A 19,727-nucleotide genomic window follows, 5' to 3' on the forward strand; every position below is an offset into this window, starting at 1 on the left:
TCACCTGGGCTCGGCACCCAGCACGGCCGCCAGCTGCTCCAGGCCCCAGTCCAGGTCCGCCTCGGAGATCACCAGCGGGGGAGCGAGCCGCAGGGTGGCGCCGTGGGTGTCCTTCACCAGCACACCCCGGTCCATCAGCTGCTCCGACACCTCCCGTGCCGTACCGACCCTCGGCGCGAGGTCCACGCCCGCCCATAGCCCACGCCCGCGGACCGCCGTCACCGCGCCGGTGGCGGGCAGCTGCGCCAGCGCCCGGTGCATCCGCTCGCCCAGCTCGGCCGCCCGCGCCTGGATCTCGCCCGTCCGCAGCATGGCGATCACCTCCAGCGCCACCGCGCAGGCCAGCGGGTTCCCGCCGAACGTCGACCCGTGCTCGCCCGGCCGGAACACGCCGAGCACCGCCGCGCTCGACACCACCGCCGACACCGGCAGGATCCCGCCGCCCAGCGCCTTGCCCAGCACATACATGTCCGGCACCACGCCCTCGTGCTCACACGCGAAGGTCCGCCCGGTCCGGCCGAGCCCCGACTGGATCTCGTCGGCGACGAAGAGCACGTTCCGCTCCCGCGTCAGCTCCCGGACGGCCGGGAGATAGCCCGCCGGCGGCACGATCACCCCGTTCTCGCCCTGGATGGGCTCCAGCAGCACCGCCACGGTGTTCTCCGTCAGGGCCTCCCGCATCGCCGTCAGATCGCCGTACGGCACGATCTGGAACCCCGGTGTGTAGGGCCCGAAGTCCGCGCGCGCCTCCGGGTCGGTGGAGAAGCTGATGACCGTCGTCGTACGACCGTGGAAGTTGCCGGCCGCGACCACGATCTTCGCCATCTCCGCGGGCACCCGCTTCACCCGGTACCCCCACTTCCGGGCCGTCTTCACCGCGCTCTCCACCGCCTCCGCGCCGGTGTTCATCGGCAGCACCATCTCCATGCCGCACAGCTCGGCCAGCTCCGTGCAGAACGCGGCGAACCGGTCGTGCAGAAAGGCGCGGGAGGTCAGCGTCACCCGCTCCAGCTGGGCCTTCGCCGCCTCGACCAGCCGCCGGTTGCCGTGCCCGAAGTTCAGCGCCGAGTAACCGGCCAGCAGATCCAGATACCGCCGGCCCTCCACATCCGTCAGCCACGCGCCCTCCGCCGTCGCCACGACGACCGGCAGCGGGCGGTAGGTGGGCGCGCAGTGCGCCTCGGCGGCGGCGACGAGGTCTTCAGCGTCCTCAGCAGCGGTCATGGCCTCTCCCGGATCCGGCGGGAACACGACGGTGGGCTCCTTCTTATCCTCGCTCGCATGGTGGACGAGGGCCTGCCACGCCGGACACGCCCGGTAGGCTGATCAGCGGGCCGTGACTGGCGCGCTGGGATGGGACGGACCATCGGGGAGCGGCCCGAGTGTGATGTGTGCCGTGCGCCTGGGCCGAACGTGAACGCTGTACGCACACCGTCCGGAGGTCCTCATGCCTGAGCAGCAGTCTCTCTCCACCGAGTCCACCGCCTTCCGCGCCGCCCTCGACGTCATCCGCGCCGTCGAACCGCGCATCGCCGACGCCATCGGTCAGGAGGTCGCCGACCAGCGCGAGATGCTCAAGCTGATCGCCTCCGAGAACTACGCCTCCCCGGCGACGCTGCTGGCGATGGGCAACTGGTTCAGCGACAAGTACGCCGAGGGCACCATCGGCCGCCGCTTCTACGCCGGCTGCCGCAATGTCGACACCGTGGAGGCGCTGGCCGCCGAGCACGCGCGCGAGCTCTTCGGCGCCCGCCACGCCTACGTCCAGCCGCACTCCGGCATCGACGCCAACCTCGTCGCCTTCTGGGCCGTCCTCGCCCACCGGGTCGAGGCCCCCTTCCTGGAGAAGGCCGGCGCCCGCCAGGTCAACGACCTCTCCGAGGCCGACTGGGCCGAGCTGCGCCAGGCCTTCGGCAACCAGCGCATGCTCGGCATGTCCCTGGACGCCGGCGGCCACCTCACCCACGGCTTCCGCCCGAACATCTCGGGCAAGATGTTCGACCAGCGCTCCTACGGCACGGACCCGAAGACCGGCCTGATCGACTACGACGCCCTGCGCGCCCAGGCCCGAGCGTTCAAGCCGCTGATCATCGTGGCGGGCTACTCGGCGTACCCCCGTCAGGTGAACTTCCGGATCATGCGCGAGATCGCCGACGAGGTCGGGGCGACCCTGATGGTCGACATGGCCCACTTCGCGGGCCTCGTCGCCGGCAAGGTCTTCACCGGCGACTTCGACCCGGTCCCGCACGCCCAGATCGTCACGACCACCACCCACAAGTCGCTGCGCGGCCCGCGCGGCGGCATGGTGCTGTGCGACGACTCCCTCAAGGACCAGGTCGACCGGGGCTGCCCGATGGTCCTCGGCGGTCCGCTGCCGCACGTCATGGCCGCCAAGGCCGTCGCCCTCGCCGAGGCCCGGCAGCCCGCCTTCCAGGACTACGCCCAGCGCATCGTCGACAACTCCCGCGCCCTCGCCGAGGGCCTCATGCGGCGCGGCGCCACCCTGGTCACCGGCGGCACGGACAACCACCTCAGCCTGATCGACGTCGCCACCTCCTACGGCCTCACCGGCCGCCAGGCCGAGGCCGCCCTGCTGGACTCCGGCATCGTCACCAACCGCAACGCCATCCCGGCCGACCCCAACGGCGCCTGGTACACCTCCGGCATCCGCATCGGCACCCCGGCCCTGACCACCCGCGGCCTGGGTACGGCGGAGATGGACGAGGTCGCCGCTCTCATCGACCGCGTCCTCACCACCACCGAACCGGGCACCACCAAGTCGGGCGCCCCGAGCAAGGCCGCCCACGTCCTGGACGAGAAGATCGCCGACGAGATCTCCCACCGGGCGACCGACCTCGTCTCCGGCTTCCCGCTCTACCCGGAGATCGACCTCGGCTGATCAATGCCCCAAGGGGCGGCCAACCTGAAGGGGCGCGGGGAACTGCGCGAGCAACCACAGATGGTCCGCAGTCCCCGACGCACCCGAACCACCCCCCACCTCACGGGCCGATCCCACCCTCAGCCGATGAGACAATGGGCGACATGGCCTCCGCTGACCAACCCCGCGTGCTGTCCGGCATCCAGCCCACCGCCGGCTCGTTCCACCTCGGCAACTACCTCGGCGCCGTCCGCCAGTGGGTGGCCCTGCAGGAGTCCCACGACGCGTTCTACATGGTCGTCGACCTGCACGCGATCACGGTCCCGCAGGACCCGCGGGAGCTGCGGTCGAACACCCGGCTCGCCGCCGCCCAGCTGCTGGCCGCGGGGCTGGACCCGGACCGCTGCACGCTGTTCGTGCAGAGCCATGTCCCCGAGCACGCTCAGCTCGCCTGGATCATGAACTGCCTCACCGGCTTCGGCGAGGCGAGCCGGATGACCCAGTTCAAGGACAAGTCCGCCAAGCAGGGCGCCGACCGCGCCTCCGTCGGCCTGTTCACGTACCCGATCCTGCAGGTCGCCGACATCCTGCTGTACCAGGCGAACGAGGTGCCGGTCGGCGAGGACCAGCGCCAGCACATCGAGCTGACCCGTGACCTGGCCGAGCGCTTCAACGGACGGTTCGGCGAGACGTTCACGATCCCGGCGCCGTACATCCTCAAGGAGACGGCGAAGATCTACGACCTGCAGGACCCGTCGATCAAGATGAGCAAGTCGGCGTCCACGCCGAAGGGCCTGATCAACCTGCTCGACGAGCCGAAGACCACCGCCAAGAAGGTCAAGAGCGCCGTCACCGACACGGACACCGTGATCCGCTACGACGCGGTGAACAAGCCGGGCGTGTCGAACCTCCTCACCATCCACTCCACGCTCACCGGCACGCCGATCGCCGAGCTGGAGCGGGAGTACGAGGGCAAGATGTACGGCGCCCTCAAGACGGACCTGGCCGAGATCATGGTCGACTTCGTGACGCCGTTCCGTGAGCGCACCCAGCAGTACCTGGACGACTCCGAGACGCTCGACTCGATCCTCGCCAAGGGCGCGGAGAAGGCGCGCGCGGTCGCCGCGGAGACGCTGGCGCAGGCCTACGACCGGGTCGGATTCCTGCCGGCGAAGCACTGAGACGCACGCACCGGCGCTGAGGCGCACGGCCGTACACACGTCCGAGTGGGCGGAGCGCTGCACATCACTTCCGCTGCGCCTGCCCACAGGACATCCATAGCCGTACAGTCGATAGCCGACGGCCCGGACGAGACGGCCGAGAAGACGACAGACGCGACGACAGGAGACGACGTGGGGACCGTAACGATCGGCGTGTCGATCGCGGTCCCGGAGCCCCACGGCAGCCTGCTCCAGGAGCGGCGCGCGGGCTTCGGCGACGCCGCGGCTCACGGCATCCCCACGCATGTCACGCTGCTGCCGCCGACCGAGGTCGCGCAGTCGGAGCTGGCGGCCGTCGAGGCGTATCTCACCGAGGTCGCCGGGGCCGGCCGCCCGTTCCCGATGCGCCTGTCGGGCACCGGTACGTTCCGTCCCCTGTCCCCGGTGGTCTACGTCCGTGTCGTCCAGGGCGCCGAGGACTGCGCCTGGCTGCAGCAGCGGGTGCGGGCGGCGTCCGGGCCGCTGGCCCGCGAGCTGCAGTTCCCCTACCACCCGCATGTCACCGTCGCGCACGGCATCGACGAGGCGGCGATGGACCGCGCCTTCGAGGAGCTGGCCGGCTTCGACGCCCAGTGGCCGTGCACCGGCTTCGCGCTGTACGAACAGGGCACCGATCTGATCTGGCGCAAGCTGCGGGAGTACACGTTCGGAGTGTCGGTGGTACCGCCGCAACCGGGCAGCGCGGACATCGAACGCGGGACGATCGCGAGCCTGTAGCTCCCCGGGCCCGCCGGCCTACAGCGGCAGCCTGCGGAACAGCGTCCGCGGGATGTGCCGTAGCGCCGTCATCACCAGCCGCAGCGCGCCCGGCACCCACACCGCTTCCGAGCGCCGGCGCAGCCCCAGCTCGATGGCCGTGGCCACGGCCTCCGGAGTGGTGGCGAGCGGGATCCGCTCCCGGCCGGCCATGGCCGCCGTACGGACGTGTCCGGGGCGTACGACCATGGCATGCACACCGGTGCCGTGCAGGGCGTCGCCCAGGCCCTGGGCGAAGGCGTCCAGGCCGGCCTTGCTGGAGCCGTAGATGAAGTCGGCGCGGCGGGCCCGCTCGCCGGCGACGGAGGACAGGACCACCAGGGAGCCATGGCCCTGGGTCTGCAGGGCGCGGGCGGTGACCAGGCCCGCGCTGACGGCTCCGGTGTAGTTGGTCTGGGCGACCCGGACGGCGCGTACCGGGTCGCGCTCGTCGTGGGCCTGGTCGCCGAGGATGCCGAAGGCGAGCAGCACCAGGTCGATGTCGCCCTCGGCGAAGACCTTGCCGAGGGCCGTCTCGTGCGACTCGGGGTCGAGGGCGTCGAAGGCGACGGTGCGGGTGTCCGCGCCCAGCGTGCGCAGCTGCGCGGCGGCCTGTTCCAGGGCCGGCGAGGGGCGGCCCGCCAGCCACACCGTGCGCGCGCCCCGGGCGATCAGCCGGCGCGCGGTGGCCAGCGCGATCTCGGATGTGCCGCCGAGGACGAGCAGGGACTGGGGGAGACCGAACGGGACAGTGGATCCAGGCATGTCGGTGACCGTATCGCCCCTATATAGGTGGTTAGTTACTGAACATTCGCGCACTCCGCACAATGGGCGATTAGTGGGATGTCATACGAGCGCGTCATCCGGGGCAGGAACGGATCATGGACTGGCTGAAAAGACTCCCCGGCATCGGGCCGCTCGTCGCCCGGCTGACGGAGACGCACGCGTGGTACTGCTACGAGCGGCTGGACCGGGTGAAGTGGACCCGGCTCGCCGCGGCCATGACGTTCATCAGCTTCGTGGCGCTGTTCCCGCTGCTGACGGTGGCCGCCGCGATCAGCGCCGCCACGCTCAGCCCGGACCGGCAGAAGACGCTGGAGATGAAGATCGCCGAGCAGTTCCCCGGCGTCGTCTCCGACCAGCTGGACCTGTCCTCGCTCGTCCACAACGCCGGCACCGTCGGTGTCATCGCGGGCGCCGCGCTGCTGTTCGCCGGCATCGGCTGGGTCGGCCAGATGCGGGCCTGTCTGCGCGCGGTGTGGGAGCTGCCCGACCGCAAGGAGAACCCGGTCCTCGCCAAGGGCAAGGACGCCGGCATCCTCCTCGGCCTCGGCGGGGCCCTGCTCGTCACGCTCGCCGCGTCCACGTTCGCCTCGGCCGCCGTCGGCGTCGTCTCACGCCATCTGGGCCTCGCCCAGTACGGCTGGGGCAGCCTGCTGCTGCGGATCGCCGCGTTCGCCGTCGCCGTGCTCGCCGACTTCCTGGTTCTGCTCTACGTCCTGACCCTGCTGCCCGGGGTCGAGCCGCCACGCCGCCGCCTGGTGGTGGCCGCGCTGCTCGGCGCGGTCGGCTTCGAACTGCTCAAGCTGCTGCTGAGCGGCTATATCCAGGGAGTCGCCGCGAAGAGCATGTACGGCGCGTTCGGCGTTCCCGTGGCGCTGCTGCTGTGGATCAACTTCACCGCGAAACTGGTCCTGTTCTGCGCCGCCTGGACGGCGACCGGGCGCCCGGAGAGCGAACGCGCCGATGTCACGGACGCTGCCGACGACGCATCAGGTCCGGCAGCGGCCACCGGCGATTGATCAGGAACGCCCCGCCCGCGAGCAGCACCAGCGCCCCGCCCGCGATGCCCGCGGCGATCCCGACACCGCCGGCGCCGGACTCGGCGGTGGCGCCGGTCACCGGCTTGGAACCGGAGCCGTGGATCCCGGCCGAGGCACCGGACCCGGACGGCGCGGGGCTCGGCAGCGCGCTCTTCGGCGGCACCAGCTCGCCCACCGGATTGACCTTGCCGGCCGCCTTGAAGCCCCAGTCGAACAGCCTGGCCGTCTCCTTGTAGACCTCGTTGTGCTCGTGCTTCTCCGGGTTCATCACCGTGACCAGCAGCACCCTGCCGTTCCGCTCGGCGACGCCGGTGAACGTGGCGCCCGCGTTGGTGGTGTTGCCGTTCTTCACACCCGCGATGCCCTGGTAGACGGGGACGTCGGCGTCGCCGCTCAGCAGCCGGTTGGTGTTCCGGATCTCGTTGTCGCCGAACTTGGCGTGCACGGTCGAGCAGTAGTCGCGGAAGTCCTTCTTCTGCAGTCCGGAGCGGGCGATCAGCGTCAGGTCGTACGCCGAGGACAGCTGCCCCGGCTCGTCGTAGCCGTCGGGGCTGACCACATGGGTGTCCCGCGCCTGGAGTTCGTCGGCGTGCGCCTGCATGTCCTGCACGGTCCGCGCGACCCCGTCGTTCATCGCCGACAGCACATGCACGGCGTCGTTGCCGGAGCGGAGGAAGACACCGAGCCACAGGTCGTGGACGTTGTAGCTGTGGCCCTCCTTTATCCCGACCACGCTGGAGCCGTCGCCCATGCCCGCGAGGTCGGACGGCGCCACCTTGTGCTCCATGGTCTTCGGGAACCGGGGCAGCAGGGTGTCCGCGAACAGCATCTTCAGCGTGCTCGCCGGCGGCAGCCGCCAGTGCGCGTTGTGCGCGGCCAGCACATCGCCGGACTCGGCGTCGGTGACGATCCAGGAGCGGGCGGTGATGTCCTTGGGCAGCACGGGCACACCCGAGGCGAGGTTCACCTGGGTGCCGGGCTGGCCGAGCCGTTCGCCGCCCACGGTCGACATCCGCGCCGGGGGTGTGGCCGTGGGACTCGTCGAGGGGGTCGGCGCGGCGAGGGCGGCGGGCGCGGTGGCGGACAGGGACAGCAGGGTGGCGGAGGTGACCAGCAGGGAACGCCGGCCGGTCCGCTGCGGTGCGGGCACGGACGAGAACGTACCGGTGGCAGACCGTGAAGTCCCGCCTCCCACCCCACCCCCGACACGGAACCGGACAGGGGACGGCGATACTGGCTCCATGAAGCTCAGCCGTCCCGTCTCCTGGTTCCTGCTCGCCTTCGGGGTGTGGAGCTGGATCATCTGGGTCACTTTCGTCAAGAATCTCGTCAAGGACAGCAGCGGGCTCGCCTTCGATCACGGTCACCCGACCGCGTACTTCTGGGTCCACCTGCTGCTGGCTGTCGTGTCCTTCGTATTGGGGACGGTCATCGGCGGCATCGGGTTGCGCGGACTGCGCGCACTGCGCCGCATGTCATAGCGGCATGACCCCGTCCTCCCTCCCGGCGGAAACCCTCCCTCTGGCCGGAACCGCTCCCACGCCAGTGAAGACGCTGTGAAACCCGGCGGAAACAACGCCTCGGTAAGTTCTCGCACAACTGGTCAGAAAGCCCTTCCCCCAGCTGAAACAGGTGTGATTAGGTGAGCCGCGTCACTTGGGGGAGTGGCTCAATCGTGCTGGGCCAGGGGTAGGGCCCGTAAGGGGCCTGGGGAGGGCACCACCATGCGATCTGTTCGCATGCGCATTCTCGTGACGCTGCTCGTACTCGCGGTCGTGGGAATCGGCGGCTGGCAGCTGCTGCCGTCGCAGGAGAACAAGAACAAGACGATCACGGTCGGTACGACGGACGCCGTCACGGACCTGGACCCGGCAGGCGCCTACGACGCCGGTTCCTGGGCCTTGTTCAGCAACGTCTTCCAGTCACTGCTGACGTTCGAGCCGGGCGGTGTCGCGCCGGTCCCGGACGCGGCGAAGAGCTGTGCCTTTCAGGACAGCGGTCTGCGGACCTACCGGTGCACGCTGCGTACCGACATCACCTTCCCGAGCGGGCGCGCGATGACGGCCGAGGACGTGAAGTACTCCTTCGACCGGGTCAAGAAGATCAACTCCGATCTCGGGCCCGCCTCGCTGTTCTCCACGCTCGCCTCGGTGAGCGCCGACGACGCGAGGACCGTCACCTTCCATCTGTCGTCCGCGGACGCCACCTTCCCGCTGAAGGCCGCCACCGGCGCCGGCTCGATCGTGGACAAGGACACCTACCCGGCGGACTCCCTGCGCACCGGCACCACCGTGGACGGCACCGGCCCGTACACGCTGACGTCGTACACCAAGGACCAGCGGGCCGAACTCGCCCCGAACAGCCGCTACAAGGGCTACCTCGGCGGCACCGGCCGCCCCGTCGAGCTGCGCTACTACACCGACTCCGCGAAGCTCGACAGCGCCTGGAAGGACCAGCAGATCGACGTCGCCACCCGGAACCTGGCGCCGGATGTGCTCTCGCGGCTGAACCCGAGCGACCCCGACAAGCGCGTCACCGAGTCCGACAGCGCCGAGACCCGCAACCTGTACCTGAACACCCGCGCGAACTCCCCGCTGCACGACGTGCGGGTGCGCCGCGCGCTGGCCTGGCTGGTCAACCGCGAGGAGCTGGCCGCGACGGTCTACCAGGGCACGGTCGACCCGCTGTACTCGCTGATCCCGACCGGCATCACCGGCCACACCACGTCGTTCTTCGACAGCTACCCGGCGCAGAACGCCGGCAAGGCCCGCGCGCTGCTCGCCCAGGCCGGGGTGAGCCTGCCGGTGCGCTTCACCTTCGGCTACGGCATCGGCCGCGGCGCGGGCAAGGAGGAGGCCGCGGCGCTGAAGAAGCAGCTGGAGGCGGGCGGCCTGTTCAAGGTGGACGTCCGGGGCTATGAGTGGACCGACTTCCAGAAGCGCTGGGCCGCCGGGAAGATGGACGCGTGGGCGGTCGGCTGGGTGGCCGACTATCCCGACCCGGACACCTTCGGCGCCGCGCTCGTCGGCACCGGCTCCACGATGAGCACCGGGTACAGCAACAAGGTGGTCGACCATCTCGTCCAGGACAGCCAGCAGTACGCCGACCGCAGCCGGGCCGTGAACGACTTCAGGGACATCCAGTCGGACGTGGCCCAGGACGTCCCGCTGATCCCGCTGTGGCAGCGCAAGGAGTACGTCGTCAGCACCGAGGACGTGGGCGGCGGCCAGTATCTGGACGACGGCACGGGCGTCTTCCGCCTGTGGCGTCTGCAGTGGATCTGATCAGCCTTCTGTCCCCGTCGTCTCCGTACGCTCCTTGGTCTCCTTGTTCCCCTTGGTCCGTGGGTCCGGCAGCGCCCTCGTCATGCCGGGCAGGAAGTCCGTGAACAGTTCATGGACCTCCAGGACCAGGGGGCGCAGCACACGGAAGCGCGCGAGCGCCACCCCGCGCGCGGTCAGCCGGGCGCCACGGCGGGCCAGCCGGTAACTGCGCTCGCGGTCCTCCGTGCGGTCGAAGATCCAGTACAGCACCAGGCCCATCTGGGCGAGCCACATCAACTCCGGCAGGACGTCCCGCAGTTCGGGCGCGACCTTGGACCGGGAGCCGGCCAGCACCTCCCGGTGGAGGGCGATGGCCTGCTCGCGGGCGTGCTCGCTCTCCGGTGAGAAGGGGCTGAGCGGACTGTCGGGATCGGCGGCGTTCTTGAAGAACTGCACGGCGAACTCGTGGTAGGGCCGGGCGATGTCGAGCCATACGGTCAACACGCCCGCGAGCCGGGCCTCCAGGTCGGTCTCCCGGTCCAGGACCTCACGGACCGCGGCCTGCTGCTCGGCGGCGATCCGGTCGTAGAAGCCCTGGATCAGGTGTTCCTTGCCCGCGAAGTAGTAGTAGGCGTTGCCGACGGAGACACCGGCCTCCGTGGCGATGGCCCGCATGGTGGTCTTGTCGTACCCGCGCTCCTGGAACAACCGCATCGCGGTCTCCAGGATCAGCGCGCGGGTCTGCTCGGACTTGCTGCTGGGGGCACCGGCCGCCTCGGGACCGTCACTGTTCGCGGGCACACCAAGGAGCCTAACGAGTGCCGGGGGCACTCTCCGACCAGTCCGGTTCAGCCCCTGCGGCCCAGCTCCCGGCGCTTGGTGTAGTCCGTGAAGCCGATGACGTTGCCCCAGGGGTCGGCGATCTCCACCGTCCAGCCGGTGGCCTCCTGGAACACCTCGTCCAGTGGCGTGATGCCGGCGTCGGCCAGCTCCCGCGCCGCGGCCCGCGCGTCCGGCACCTCCAGCCAGATGTGCGGTGAGTGCCACGGCGGCGGGCGGTGCCCCAGCGCCAACTCGGCGCGCAACAGGATCCCGGGCGTCTCCCCGCCGACCTTCAGCTGAGCGATCCCGGCCTCGTCGAACCGGAACCCCAGGGTGAATCCGGCCCGCTCGTAGAAGGCGAGAGCCTCGCCGAGGTCGCCAACGGGCAGCAGCACGTTGTCGAATCCGAGCAGTTCGTACGACTCTTCGTCTGACATGTCGTCAGATTAGAACCGTCGAGTGGCGAAACTCGTCAACAGCGTGGCGAAATGCGGCAAAAACGCCCAAGGGCCCCGCTTCCGGAGGATCGAAAGCGGGACCCTTGAGGTATTTCAGGAGGACCAGTGAAGATCCCGTGAAGGTTAGTAACGGCGCGTGATCAGCGCGCGCTTCACTTCCTGGATCGCCTTGGTGACCTCGATACCGCGCGGGCAGGCGTCCGTGCAGTTGAAGGTCGTCCGGCAACGCCACACGCCGTCACGGTCGTTGAGGATCTCCAGGCGCTGCTCGCCCGCCTCGTCACGGCTGTCGAAGATGAAGCGGTGGGCGTTCACGATCGCGGCCGGACCGAAGTACTGGCCGTCGTTCCAGAACACCGGGCAGGACGACGTGCACGCGGCGCACAGGATGCACTTGGTGGTGTCGTCGAAGCGCTCGCGGTCCTCCGCGGACTGCAGCCGCTCACGGGTCGGCTCGTTCGTGTCCTTGGTGACCAGGAACGGCATGACGTCCCGGTACGCCTGGAAGAACGGCTCCATGTCCACGACCAGGTCCTTCAGGACCGTGAGGCCCTTGATGGGCTCGACCGTGATCGGCTTCTCGGGGTTGATGTCCTTGATCAGCGTCTTGCAGGCAAGACGGTTCTTGCCGTTGATCCGCATCGCGTCCGAGCCGCAGATGCCGTGCGCGCACGAGCGGCGGAAGGTGAGGGTGCCGTCGACGTCCCACTTGATCTTGTGGAGGCCGTCGAGGACACGCTCCTTCGGGTCGATCTCCAGCTGGAAGTCTTCCCAGAGCGCCTCCGCGGAGACCTCCGGGTTGAACCGGCGGACCCGGAAGGTGACCGTGATCAGGTGCGAGGAGGCCGCGGCCTCCGCCTCCACCTTGTCCAGAACAGGGGTAGCCATCAGTACTTACGCTCCATCGGCTGGTAGCGGGTCTGGACGACCGGCTTGTAGTCGAGACGGATGGACTCGGCGCCGTCGTCGCCCACCTCGCGGTACGCCATGGTGTGGCGCATGAAGTTGACGTCGTCGCGGTTGGGGTAGTCCTCGCGGTAGTGACCGCCGCGGGACTCCTTGCGGGCCAGGGCGGAGACGGCCATGACCTCGGCCAGGTCGAGCAGGTTGCCCAGCTCGATCGCCTCCAGCAGGTCCGTGTTGAACCGCTTGCCCTTGTCCTGGACCGAGACGTTCTTGTAGCGCTCGCGCAGCTCGGCGATCTTCTCGACGGCCGTCTTGATCGTCTGCTCGGTGCGGAACACCATGACGTTGGCGTCCATGGTCTCCTGCAGCTCCTTGCGGAGCGTGGCCACCCGCTCGTTGCCGGTGGACTCGCGCAGCCGCTCGATCTGCTCGACGACGAGGGACTCCGGGTTCTCCGGCAGCTCGACGAAGTCCGCCGTGTGGGCGTACTCGGCGGCGGCGATGCCCGCGCGGCGGCCGAAGACGTTGATGTCCAGCAGCGAGTTGGTGCCGAGCCGGTTGGCGCCGTGCACGGAGACACAGGCGACCTCGCCGGCCGCGTACAGACCCGGGACGACCGTGGTGTTGTCGAGAAGGACCTCGCCCTCGACGTTCGTCGGGATGCCGCCCATCGCGTAGTGCGCGGTCGGCTGGATCGGGATCGGGTCCGTGTACGGCTCGATACCGAGGTAGGTCCGCGCGAACTCGGTGATGTCCGGGAGCTTGGCGTCCAGCTGCTCCGGCGGGAGGTGCGTGAGGTCCAGGTAGACGTGGTCGCCCTCGGGACCGCAGCCGCGGCCCTCGCGGATCTCCGTGTAGATGGAGCGGGAGACGACGTCACGGGACGCGAGGTCCTTCATGACCGGCGCGTACTTCTCCATGAAGCGCTCGCCGTCCTTGTTGCGGAGGATGCCGCCCTCACCGCGGGCGCCCTCCGTCAGCAGGATGCCCATGCGCCAGATGCCGGTCGGGTGGAACTGGAAGAACTCCATGTCCTCCAGCGGCAGACCCCGGCGGTAGCAGGCCGCCTGGCCGTCACCGGTCAGGGTGTGCGCGTTGGAGGTCACCTTGAAGAACTTGCCGGTGCCGCCGGAGGCGTAGATGACCGACTTCGCCTGGAAGACATGGATCTCACCGGTGGCCAGCTCGTACGCCACGACACCGGCCGACTTCTTGACCCCGTCGACCTCGGTGATCAGCTGGTCCAGGACGTAGAACTCGTTGAAGAACTCCACGCCCTCCTTGACGCAGTTCTGGTACAGCGTCTGGAGGATCATGTGGCCGGTGCGGTCCGCGGCGTAGCAGGACCGGCGGACCGGCGCCTCGCCGTGGTTGCGGGAGTGACCGCCGAACCGGCGCTGGTCGATGGTGCCGTCGGGCGTCCGGTTGAACGGCAGGCCCATCTTCTCCAGGTCGAGGACGGCGTCGATGGCCTCCTTCGCCAGGATCTCGGCGGCGTCCTGGTCGACCAGGTAGTCACCGCCCTTGACCGTGTCGAAGGTGTGCCACTCCCAGTTGTCCTCCTCCACGTTGGCCAGCGCCGCGGCCATGCCGCCCTGCGCGGCGCCTGTGTGGGAGCGGGTGGGGTAGAGCTTGGTCAGCACGGCGGTGCGGCTGCGCTTCGTGGACTCGATGGCCGCGCGCATGCCCGCGCCACCGGCGCCGACGATGACGGTGTCGTACTTGTGGATCTTCATGATTCTCGCAGCCCCGTGCCTAGCGGATGTTCGGGTCGAAGGTGAAGATCACCAGCGTGCCCAGCAGGATGGTGAACACCGTGGCGGTGTAGAGCAGAGCCTTCAGCCACAGCCGGGTGTTCGCGCGCTCCGCGTAGTCGTTGATGACCGTGCGCAGGCCGTTGGCGCCGTGCAGCATGGCGAGCCAGAGCATCAGCAGGTCCCAGACCTGCCAGAACGGGGACGCCCAGCGGCCGGCCACGAAGGCGAAGCCGATCTTGGAGACACCGCCGTCCAGCACGAGCTGGATCAGCAGATGGCCGAGCACCAGGACGACCAGGACGACGCCGGACAGGCGCATGAACAGCCAGGCCGCCAGCTCGAAGTTGCCCCGGGTCGACTTCGGGGTCTTCTTGGTGCGCTTGCGCGGGGCCTCGATCAGCGGGGCCGGGTTGTCGACGTCGTAGAGCGGCTCGCCCTCGACGGGGCCGACGCCGGACGCGGTGGTTTCAGTCGTGGACATCGGCGTCAGCTCCCGAACAGGACACGAGCGGCGTGGCCGAGCACGGGGTAGATCGCGCCGGCCATCAGGACGACCCAGACACCCATCACGGTCCAGAACATCTGCTTCTGGTAGCGCGGGCCCTTCGACCAGAAGTCGACGGCGATGACGCGCAGGCCGTTGAGCGCGTGGAAGAGGATGGCGGCGACGAGGCCGTACTCCAGCAACCCGACGATCGGGGTCTTGTACGTGGCTACGACCTTGTCGTAGTCCTCGGGGGAGACACGCACGAGAGCGGTGTCCAGGACGTGAACGAACAGGAAGAAGAAAATGAGGACACCGGTGACTCGGTGAGCCACCCACGACCACATTCCTTCCCGGCCGCGGTACAGCGTTCCAGCCGGCACGGAAGTCCCTCCGGGAGCGGGGATTGGGGCCGCGCCGGCTTCTCTGTCGGTCGGGCCCGGCCGGGTACGGTCCACCGGCCCCCAGCATCGTATCCATGCGGTGCGCTGCCGCTTACGGGGGGCCTACCGGTGTGATCAAACTGGCACCGGATGGGGGAGCGAGCGGGCGGCTACGGGGACGGGGTGTCCTGTTATTTGCCGACCGCGGGTGCATTGTGGCTGGTCGCGCCCCGCGGCGGAGCCGCTGACGGACAGGGCCCCGCGCCCCTCAGGGTGGCTGCCAGTCTGCTTCTTGCCAGGCGGCGGAGTTCTTCTGCCGCTATCACCCGTTCCTCCTCCGGATCGTTCGTCAAACGTGATCGGATGCCTTCCAGGATGCGGTCGAGGGCCTCGTCCGGGTGTACGTCCCCCGCGTAGATGACGAACGCGTGTCCGAATCGGGCCTCGTAGGCCGCGTGGGCCGCGCTCAGGGCCATGTGGGCCGCCGAGTAGGTGCCCTCGGGCAGGTCGGGGAGGGATTCTCCCGCCAGGGCCTCCGACAGGTCGCCCGGTGACAGGTCGTACGCCGCCTCGTCCGCCGCGGCCAGGAGGGACTCCAGGTCGGGGTAGGGGCGGTGGTCGGCGATGCGGTCGGACCAGCGCAGGCTGTGCAGGCAGTGCAGCAGCAGGGCCCGGGCCTCGGCGGCGGGGGCGGCGTTGAAGGCGTCGAGGGGCCTGGGAAGGTGCGGTAGGCGGTGGGCGGGCAGCGTGGGTCCTCGCGTCACATGTGGCGTGGCAGGGGATGCTGTGAAAGGTGTGTCGTCAGGTTATCGAGAGTGGTCACGATGTGTCCGTGGGACGCCTGAAATTCACTCGAACGGCAGAGTTTCGGAACGGCTGGATGACGGACGACGAGCGGATCGGTCGTACGTTGGCAGCGTGACCCAGCACAAGCGCCGTGCTTCGGCGCAGCAGGTGATACGTAAGCGGGCGGTCGTGGCCGCCGCGTTCGTCGGGACCGTCGCGCTCGGCGCGGGCGTCGGCGTGTGGGCCTCGTCGGGCGGGGGCGGCGGGGCGTCGCACGGGGGTGCGCGGCAGTCGTCGTCCGGCCGGGTGGCCGAGACCGCCGGCGCGGCCACCCGGCCGGCGAGTCCGACGCCGGGCAAGTCCTATCCGCTCTCCCGGGCGCCGCGCACGATACCCGCCGTGCGCTCGCACACCGCGGCGCGCGGCCCCGGCTGGCAGCCGCAGAAGGCGGACCGGGTGGTCGTCAGCGACGGGGAACTGGCCGACGAGGGGAAGTTGATAGCCGGGGAGCTGGGGCTGGCCTACGCCGGGCAGAAGGACGATGTGCGGGCGGGGGACGTCCGGCTCGCGCTCGGCGGCGGGGGCGGGAACCCGGAGTCGTACACGATGACCGTGCGCGACGGGCGGGTCGACATCAGCGGCCCCGGCGAGGCCGGTGTCTTCTACGGCACCCGCACGCTGAAGCAGGAGGTCCACGGCGGCGGTACGGCGCCGGAGGGCGTCGTACGGGACGGACCGGCCAAACCGGTGCGCGGGTTCATGCTGGACATCGCGCGCAAGCCGTTCAGCGAGGCCTGGATCGAGGACCGAATACGCGAGCTGGGGGACCTGAAGTTCAACGAGATGGGGCTGCACTTCTCCGACGACCAGGCCTTCCGGATCGAGTCCAGCAGCCACCCCGAGATCGTCTCCACGGACCATCTGAGCAAGGCGCAGGTCAAGCGGATCGTCGACCTGGCGAACAGCCGCCACATCACCGTCGTGCCCGAGCTCGACTCGCCGGGACACCTCGGCGCCGTCCTCGCCGCCCACCCCGACCTTCAGCTGCGCAATGCGAGCGGGGTCGCCACCAAGGGCGCGATCGACATCTCCAAGCCCGGCTCCGCGAAGATCATCGACGATCTGCTGAACGAGTACGCGGGCCTGTTCACCGGCAGTCAGTGGCACCTCGGCGGCGACGAGTACCAGGCCCTGACCGTGAAGGACCCGCAGGCCTCCTTCCCGCAGCTGGCGGCCGCCGCGCGGCAGAAGTACGGCGCCGGCGGCACCGTCTCCGACCTCGCGACCGGCTGGCTGGGCGACCGCGCCGGCACCGTCCGCGCCCACGGCAGGACCATGCGGGCCTGGAACGACGGCTTCTACCGGGGTACGTCCGTGCAGCCCGCCAGGGACCTGCAGGTCGCCTACTGGACCGGCAAGGAGATCGGCGCCCGGCAGCCCGTGGAGTACCTGAGCACGGGCCGCAAGATGCTCAACTACAACGACGAGTTCCTCTACTACGTCCTCGGCCAGCCGCAGACCTTCGTCTACCCGACCGGGCAGCGGATCTACGAGCAGTGGAATCCGCGGGTGCTGCGCGGCACGAGTGCCGTACCGGCGAGCTACGACGGCCAGATCCTCGGCGGCTCGTTCGCGGTCTGGTGCGACTTCCCGAACGCCCAGACCGAGGCCCAGGTCGCAGCGGGGATCCGGCTGCCCCTGCGGGCCACGGTCCAGAAACTCTGGGACCCGGACAAGCCCGCGCTGTCCTGGCCGGACTTCCAACGACTTTCGGCCAAGCTCGGCTGAACCGACCCAGGGGCGCGGGGAACTGCGCGAAGAACCGGAAACCACCCGCACCTGGCCTGCGACTGAACACCCCACCCCGGTAGCCGCCCCCTGTGACACCCGGAGGGCCCCGCACGCAGTAAGGGGAAGTGCGGGCTCCGTACCAGTCGGCGCCCTGGCAAGGGAGACATTTCATGAGCCTGGTGGAACTGATCGCACAGGCCGACGAACGCGGACTGGCGGCCAGCGGGTTGGCTTGTCTTGATCGGTGCCTGCCTCTGCTCGGCGCCGACGACGAGCTGCTGCGGCCCCTGTGGGCGAGCCTCGCCGACGGCTCCGACTGGGGTGTGAGCCTGGAGAAGGCCCGAGGAACGCTCGGCGCGGAGGGCGCCGGCGACGAGGAGGCGGTACGGCTGGTCCGCCGCATGCTGCAGGCGGCGCCGGGCGAGCGCACCGCCGATGCGGTACGGCCCTGGGCGGACGCCTGCTCGGTCGCCGCGCTGCGGGTGCACCGGTTGCTGGACCCGGCGGCCGACGGTACGGCGGACGGCGGCGGCGCGGACGGCCTCGACGCCGGGCGGGCGGGGGACACGGCGGAGCTGCCGCCGCTGGTCGCTGCGGAACTGCGCCGGCAGACGGCCGTGCTGGACCTGCTGGCCGAGCACGGGCCGCATGGCCTGCGCCGCGCGCTGGACCTGTCGATCGAGGGGCGCCGGGTGCTGCGCGCGGTGGTGTCCCGCCGGGCGCGCAGCGGGGCGGAGCCGGGGGTGTGACGGGCGCGGGGTGCCGCCGCGGGACTGCCCGCGGCGGGGTCAAACCTTTCCGGCCGAGCGGGTCCTGTGACTGTCGTGGGGCGGACGTGGGGTAGTTCCGCGACGGTTGGCGAAACGTTTCCAAATGCAGTGACGGTTGTCCCGCCGCAGTCGCTCTTCCCTATGTGACAGCCCAGTACCTGACACCACAGCAGGAGACCCGGCCGCCGGCCGCAGCCAAGCCCGTGCGTTGGGCCGCGGACACCGTGGCGACGATGCGCGAGGGCGCCCGGGTCCGGCTCGACTACTCGGCACAGAGCCTGTGGCGGGTGGACCGGATGATCGAGGAGATACGCCGCGAGGGGCCGCCGTACGCCGCCGTCGAGAGCGCGCTGCGCGGTTTCGGCGCCTACGCCGGTGAGGTGATCGTCCGCCAGGCCGGCGCCGAGTGGTGGGCGACCGGCGGCGACCACTGGGTGCGCACCCCCGACGGCCGGCTCTGGGACCCCATCGACGAGGCCCGCCGCGCCTACGGCGGCCATGGCTCGCTGCGGCTGCTGTGCCGGGACGCGACCGCGTCGCTGTGACATTTCGGCGGGGCCCGGCGCTGAGCACCGTGGAGGGCGGAGACACGGCCGGAGCGTGTCGGACCGTGAGGGACGTGCCACGCAGTGGCCATCAACTCGGCACGAACGAGGACGTCTTGGGCCAGCGAGGGGAACCCCGTCGCCCGCAGCCGCGGGACGGGGAGCTGGGCGCGGCGATCGCGCGCGCCCAGGACGGCGACGAGACCGCCTTCGCGGTGGCGTACCGGATCGTGCAGCCCGGTCTGCTCGGCTATCTGCGCGGTCTGGTCGGTGACGACGCCGAGGACGTGGCCTCCGACGCCTGGCTGGAGATCGCCCGCGACCTCGGCCGGTTCAAGGGGGACGGGGCGGGCTTCCGCGGCTGGAGTGCGACCATCGCCCGGCACCGCGCCCTGGACCATCTGCGCCGCCGGCGGGTACGGCCCCGGGCCGCGCCGCTCGAACAGGACGCGCTGGAGCTGCCCGGCCGGCTCAGCACCCATGACCAGGCCCTGGAGTCGCTGGACACCGAGCGGGCCCTGGAGCTGGTGCGGGCGCTGCCGCGCGACCAGGCCGAGGCCGTGCTGCTTCGGGTGGTCGTCGGCCTCGACGGCCCGGCCGCCGCGCGCGTCCTCGGCAAGCGCCCCGGTGCCGTCCGCACGGCCGCGCACCGCGGGCTGAAACGCCTCGCCCGGCAACTGGATGCCCGGGGCGCGGTGGACACGGGCGGTGCGGGTGTGACGGATGACGGCCCCCGGACGCTGGGTGAGTCGACATGAACGGCGCCGGCCGCCCCCCGTACGGACACGGGAGGGGCATCGGTCCGGGACTCCGCGCGAGGCCCGGGAGGTCGCGCGTCTCCGGCACGCCGGACGAGGACGGGAACAGGCATGGGTGAACGACACAACGGCGACGGCCCCTCCGGCCGCCGACACGGACACCCCGGCGGCACCCTCCCGACACCGGACGACAACGACGCGGGACGGTCGGGCCAGACGGGGCACGCGGCACGGGCAGGTCAGGCGGGGCAGGCGGGGCACGCGGCGAGGGCAGGGCATGTGGGGCAGGCAGGGCACGTGGGGCAGACGGGCGACGCAGACCATGCGGGCCTCGTGGGCCATCCCGGC

At 70.4% G+C, this 19,727-nt stretch carries 20 protein-coding genes and 1 riboswitch; of the genes, 10 read left to right on the forward strand and 10 right to left on the reverse strand.

Going from position 1 to position 19,727, the window contains the following annotated elements; genetic code table 11:
• Nucleotides 1-1,224: an ornithine--oxo-acid transaminase gene (gene rocD / locus IE277_RS33460; protein WP_189957487.1), complete on the reverse strand. Its 1,224-nt coding sequence runs from the start codon at nucleotides 1,222-1,224 to the stop codon at nucleotides 1-3.
• A 102-nt stretch (nucleotides 1,225-1,326) separates the two neighbouring features.
• Nucleotides 1,327-1,415, forward strand: a riboswitch (ZMP/ZTP riboswitch).
• A gap of 32 nt (nucleotides 1,416-1,447) precedes the next feature.
• Between rocD and IE277_RS33465 the strand changes: the two genes are divergently transcribed.
• From IE277_RS33465 to IE277_RS33475, 3 genes are all read left to right on the forward strand, one after another.
• Nucleotides 1,448-2,899: a glycine hydroxymethyltransferase gene (locus tag IE277_RS33465; RefSeq protein ID WP_189957488.1), complete on the forward strand. Its 1,452-nt coding sequence runs from the start codon at nucleotides 1,448-1,450 to the stop codon at nucleotides 2,897-2,899.
• A 134-nt stretch (nucleotides 2,900-3,033) separates the two neighbouring features.
• Nucleotides 3,034-4,059, forward strand: coding sequence for a tryptophan--tRNA ligase (gene trpS, locus IE277_RS33470; protein WP_373310945.1), 1,026 nt, complete (start codon nucleotides 3,034-3,036; stop codon nucleotides 4,057-4,059).
• Nucleotides 4,060-4,230: 171 nt separating this feature from the next.
• Nucleotides 4,231-4,815 carry a 2'-5' RNA ligase family protein gene (locus IE277_RS33475; RefSeq protein WP_189957490.1) on the forward strand — a complete coding sequence of 195 codons (585 nt, stop codon included), beginning with the start codon at nucleotides 4,231-4,233 and terminating at the stop codon, nucleotides 4,813-4,815.
• Between the two features lie 18 nt (nucleotides 4,816-4,833).
• On the opposite strand, the gene dprE2 is transcribed toward IE277_RS33475, so the two are convergent.
• The gene (dprE2, locus tag IE277_RS33480; RefSeq protein ID WP_189957491.1) at nucleotides 4,834-5,598 is read right to left on the reverse strand and encodes a decaprenylphospho-beta-D-erythro-pentofuranosid-2-ulose 2-reductase; all 765 of its coding nucleotides are present in this window, start codon (nucleotides 5,596-5,598) and stop codon (nucleotides 4,834-4,836) included.
• A gap of 116 nt (nucleotides 5,599-5,714) precedes the next feature.
• Between dprE2 and IE277_RS33485 the strand changes: the two genes are divergently transcribed.
• On the forward strand, nucleotides 5,715-6,635 hold the full coding sequence (locus IE277_RS33485; RefSeq protein WP_189957492.1) for a YihY/virulence factor BrkB family protein: 921 nt from the start codon (nucleotides 5,715-5,717) through the stop codon (nucleotides 6,633-6,635).
• On the opposite strand, the gene IE277_RS33490 is transcribed toward IE277_RS33485, so the two are convergent.
• A complete protein-coding gene (locus IE277_RS33490; RefSeq protein ID WP_373310946.1) occupies nucleotides 6,583-7,806 on the reverse strand; it encodes a D-alanyl-D-alanine carboxypeptidase family protein in 1,224 nt (407 codons plus the stop codon). The genes IE277_RS33485 and IE277_RS33490 overlap by 53 nt on opposite strands.
• A gap of 91 nt (nucleotides 7,807-7,897) precedes the next feature.
• On the opposite strand from IE277_RS33490, the gene IE277_RS33495 reads away from it, so the two are divergent.
• Nucleotides 7,898-8,137, forward strand: a complete 240-nt coding sequence (locus IE277_RS33495) for an SCO4848 family membrane protein (protein WP_189957494.1) — start codon at nucleotides 7,898-7,900, stop codon at nucleotides 8,135-8,137.
• Nucleotides 8,138-8,395: 258 nt separating this feature from the next.
• Nucleotides 8,396-9,940, forward strand: coding sequence for an ABC transporter substrate-binding protein (locus tag IE277_RS33500; protein ID WP_229882148.1), 1,545 nt, complete (start codon nucleotides 8,396-8,398; stop codon nucleotides 9,938-9,940).
• On the opposite strand, the gene IE277_RS33505 is transcribed toward IE277_RS33500, so the two are convergent.
• From IE277_RS33505 to IE277_RS33535, 7 genes are all read right to left on the reverse strand, one after another.
• Nucleotides 9,941-10,720 (reverse strand): TetR family transcriptional regulator, encoded by a 780-nt coding sequence (locus tag IE277_RS33505; protein ID WP_189957496.1) that lies wholly within the window; start codon nucleotides 10,718-10,720, stop codon nucleotides 9,941-9,943. It lies immediately after the preceding gene.
• 47 nt (nucleotides 10,721-10,767) lie between these two features.
• On the reverse strand, nucleotides 10,768-11,178 hold the full coding sequence (locus IE277_RS33510) for a VOC family protein (RefSeq protein ID WP_189957497.1): 411 nt from the start codon (nucleotides 11,176-11,178) through the stop codon (nucleotides 10,768-10,770).
• A gap of 144 nt (nucleotides 11,179-11,322) precedes the next feature.
• On the reverse strand, nucleotides 11,323-12,087 hold the full coding sequence (locus IE277_RS33515; RefSeq protein WP_189957498.1) for a succinate dehydrogenase iron-sulfur subunit: 765 nt from the start codon (nucleotides 12,085-12,087) through the stop codon (nucleotides 11,323-11,325).
• Nucleotides 12,087-13,841, reverse strand: a complete 1,755-nt coding sequence (sdhA, locus tag IE277_RS33520; RefSeq protein WP_189957499.1) for a succinate dehydrogenase flavoprotein subunit — start codon at nucleotides 13,839-13,841, stop codon at nucleotides 12,087-12,089. The genes IE277_RS33515 and sdhA overlap by 1 nt, the downstream gene beginning before the upstream one ends.
• 19 nt (nucleotides 13,842-13,860) lie before the next feature.
• A complete protein-coding gene (locus IE277_RS33525; RefSeq protein WP_189957500.1) occupies nucleotides 13,861-14,343 on the reverse strand; it encodes a succinate dehydrogenase hydrophobic membrane anchor subunit in 483 nt (160 codons plus the stop codon).
• A gap of 5 nt (nucleotides 14,344-14,348) precedes the next feature.
• A complete protein-coding gene (gene sdhC / locus IE277_RS33530; protein WP_189957501.1) occupies nucleotides 14,349-14,729 on the reverse strand; it encodes a succinate dehydrogenase, cytochrome b556 subunit in 381 nt (126 codons plus the stop codon).
• Between the two features lie 191 nt (nucleotides 14,730-14,920).
• Nucleotides 14,921-15,493: a 2-oxo-4-hydroxy-4-carboxy-5-ureidoimidazoline decarboxylase gene (locus IE277_RS33535; protein WP_189957502.1), complete on the reverse strand. Its 573-nt coding sequence runs from the start codon at nucleotides 15,491-15,493 to the stop codon at nucleotides 14,921-14,923.
• A gap of 154 nt (nucleotides 15,494-15,647) precedes the next feature.
• Between IE277_RS33535 and IE277_RS33540 the strand changes: the two genes are divergently transcribed.
• The 4 genes from IE277_RS33540 (at nucleotide 15,648) to IE277_RS33555 (ending at nucleotide 19,379) form a co-directional block, all read left to right on the forward strand.
• Nucleotides 15,648-17,303: a beta-N-acetylhexosaminidase gene (locus tag IE277_RS33540; RefSeq protein ID WP_189957503.1), complete on the forward strand. Its 1,656-nt coding sequence runs from the start codon at nucleotides 15,648-15,650 to the stop codon at nucleotides 17,301-17,303.
• Nucleotides 17,304-17,476: 173 nt separating this feature from the next.
• A complete protein-coding gene (locus tag IE277_RS33545; protein ID WP_189957504.1) occupies nucleotides 17,477-18,055 on the forward strand; it encodes a hypothetical protein in 579 nt (192 codons plus the stop codon).
• 179 nt (nucleotides 18,056-18,234) lie between these two features.
• Nucleotides 18,235-18,621, forward strand: a complete 387-nt coding sequence (locus tag IE277_RS33550; RefSeq protein WP_189957523.1) for a hypothetical protein — start codon at nucleotides 18,235-18,237, stop codon at nucleotides 18,619-18,621.
• 116 nt (nucleotides 18,622-18,737) lie between these two features.
• Nucleotides 18,738-19,379 (forward strand): RNA polymerase sigma factor, encoded by a 642-nt coding sequence (locus IE277_RS33555; protein WP_189957524.1) that lies wholly within the window; start codon nucleotides 18,738-18,740, stop codon nucleotides 19,377-19,379.
• Nucleotides 19,380-19,727 lie beyond the last annotated feature (348 nt).

It is taken from the genome of Streptomyces alanosinicus (genome assembly GCF_014650595.1).
GTDB classification, from domain to species: Bacteria; Actinomycetota; Actinomycetes; order Streptomycetales; family Streptomycetaceae; genus Streptomyces; species Streptomyces alanosinicus.

Bases quoted from the DNA above. Each gene is read 5' to 3' on its own strand.
- rocD (WP_189957487.1), bottom strand. From the start codon at position 1,224: ATGACCGCTGCTGAGGACGCTGAAGACCTCGTCGCCGCCGCCGAGGCG.
- IE277_RS33465 (WP_189957488.1), top strand. From the start codon at position 1,448: ATGCCTGAGCAGCAGTCTCTCTCCACCGAGTCCACCGCCTTCCGCGCC.
- trpS (WP_373310945.1), top strand. From the start codon at position 3,034: ATGGGCGACATGGCCTCCGCTGACCAACCCCGCGTGCTGTCCGGCATC.
- dprE2 (WP_189957491.1), bottom strand. From the start codon at position 5,598: ATGCCTGGATCCACTGTCCCGTTCGGTCTCCCCCAGTCCCTGCTCGTC.
- IE277_RS33485 (WP_189957492.1), top strand. From the start codon at position 5,715: ATGGACTGGCTGAAAAGACTCCCCGGCATCGGGCCGCTCGTCGCCCGG.
- IE277_RS33495 (WP_189957494.1), top strand. From the start codon at position 7,898: ATGAAGCTCAGCCGTCCCGTCTCCTGGTTCCTGCTCGCCTTCGGGGTG.
- IE277_RS33500 (WP_229882148.1), top strand. From the start codon at position 8,396: ATGCGCATTCTCGTGACGCTGCTCGTACTCGCGGTCGTGGGAATCGGC.
- IE277_RS33510 (WP_189957497.1), bottom strand. From the start codon at position 11,178: ATGTCAGACGAAGAGTCGTACGAACTGCTCGGATTCGACAACGTGCTG.
- IE277_RS33515 (WP_189957498.1), bottom strand. From the start codon at position 12,087: ATGGCTACCCCTGTTCTGGACAAGGTGGAGGCGGAGGCCGCGGCCTCC.
- sdhA (WP_189957499.1), bottom strand. From the start codon at position 13,841: ATGAAGATCCACAAGTACGACACCGTCATCGTCGGCGCCGGTGGCGCG.
- IE277_RS33525 (WP_189957500.1), bottom strand. From the start codon at position 14,343: ATGTCCACGACTGAAACCACCGCGTCCGGCGTCGGCCCCGTCGAGGGC.
- IE277_RS33545 (WP_189957504.1), top strand. From the start codon at position 17,477: ATGAGCCTGGTGGAACTGATCGCACAGGCCGACGAACGCGGACTGGCG.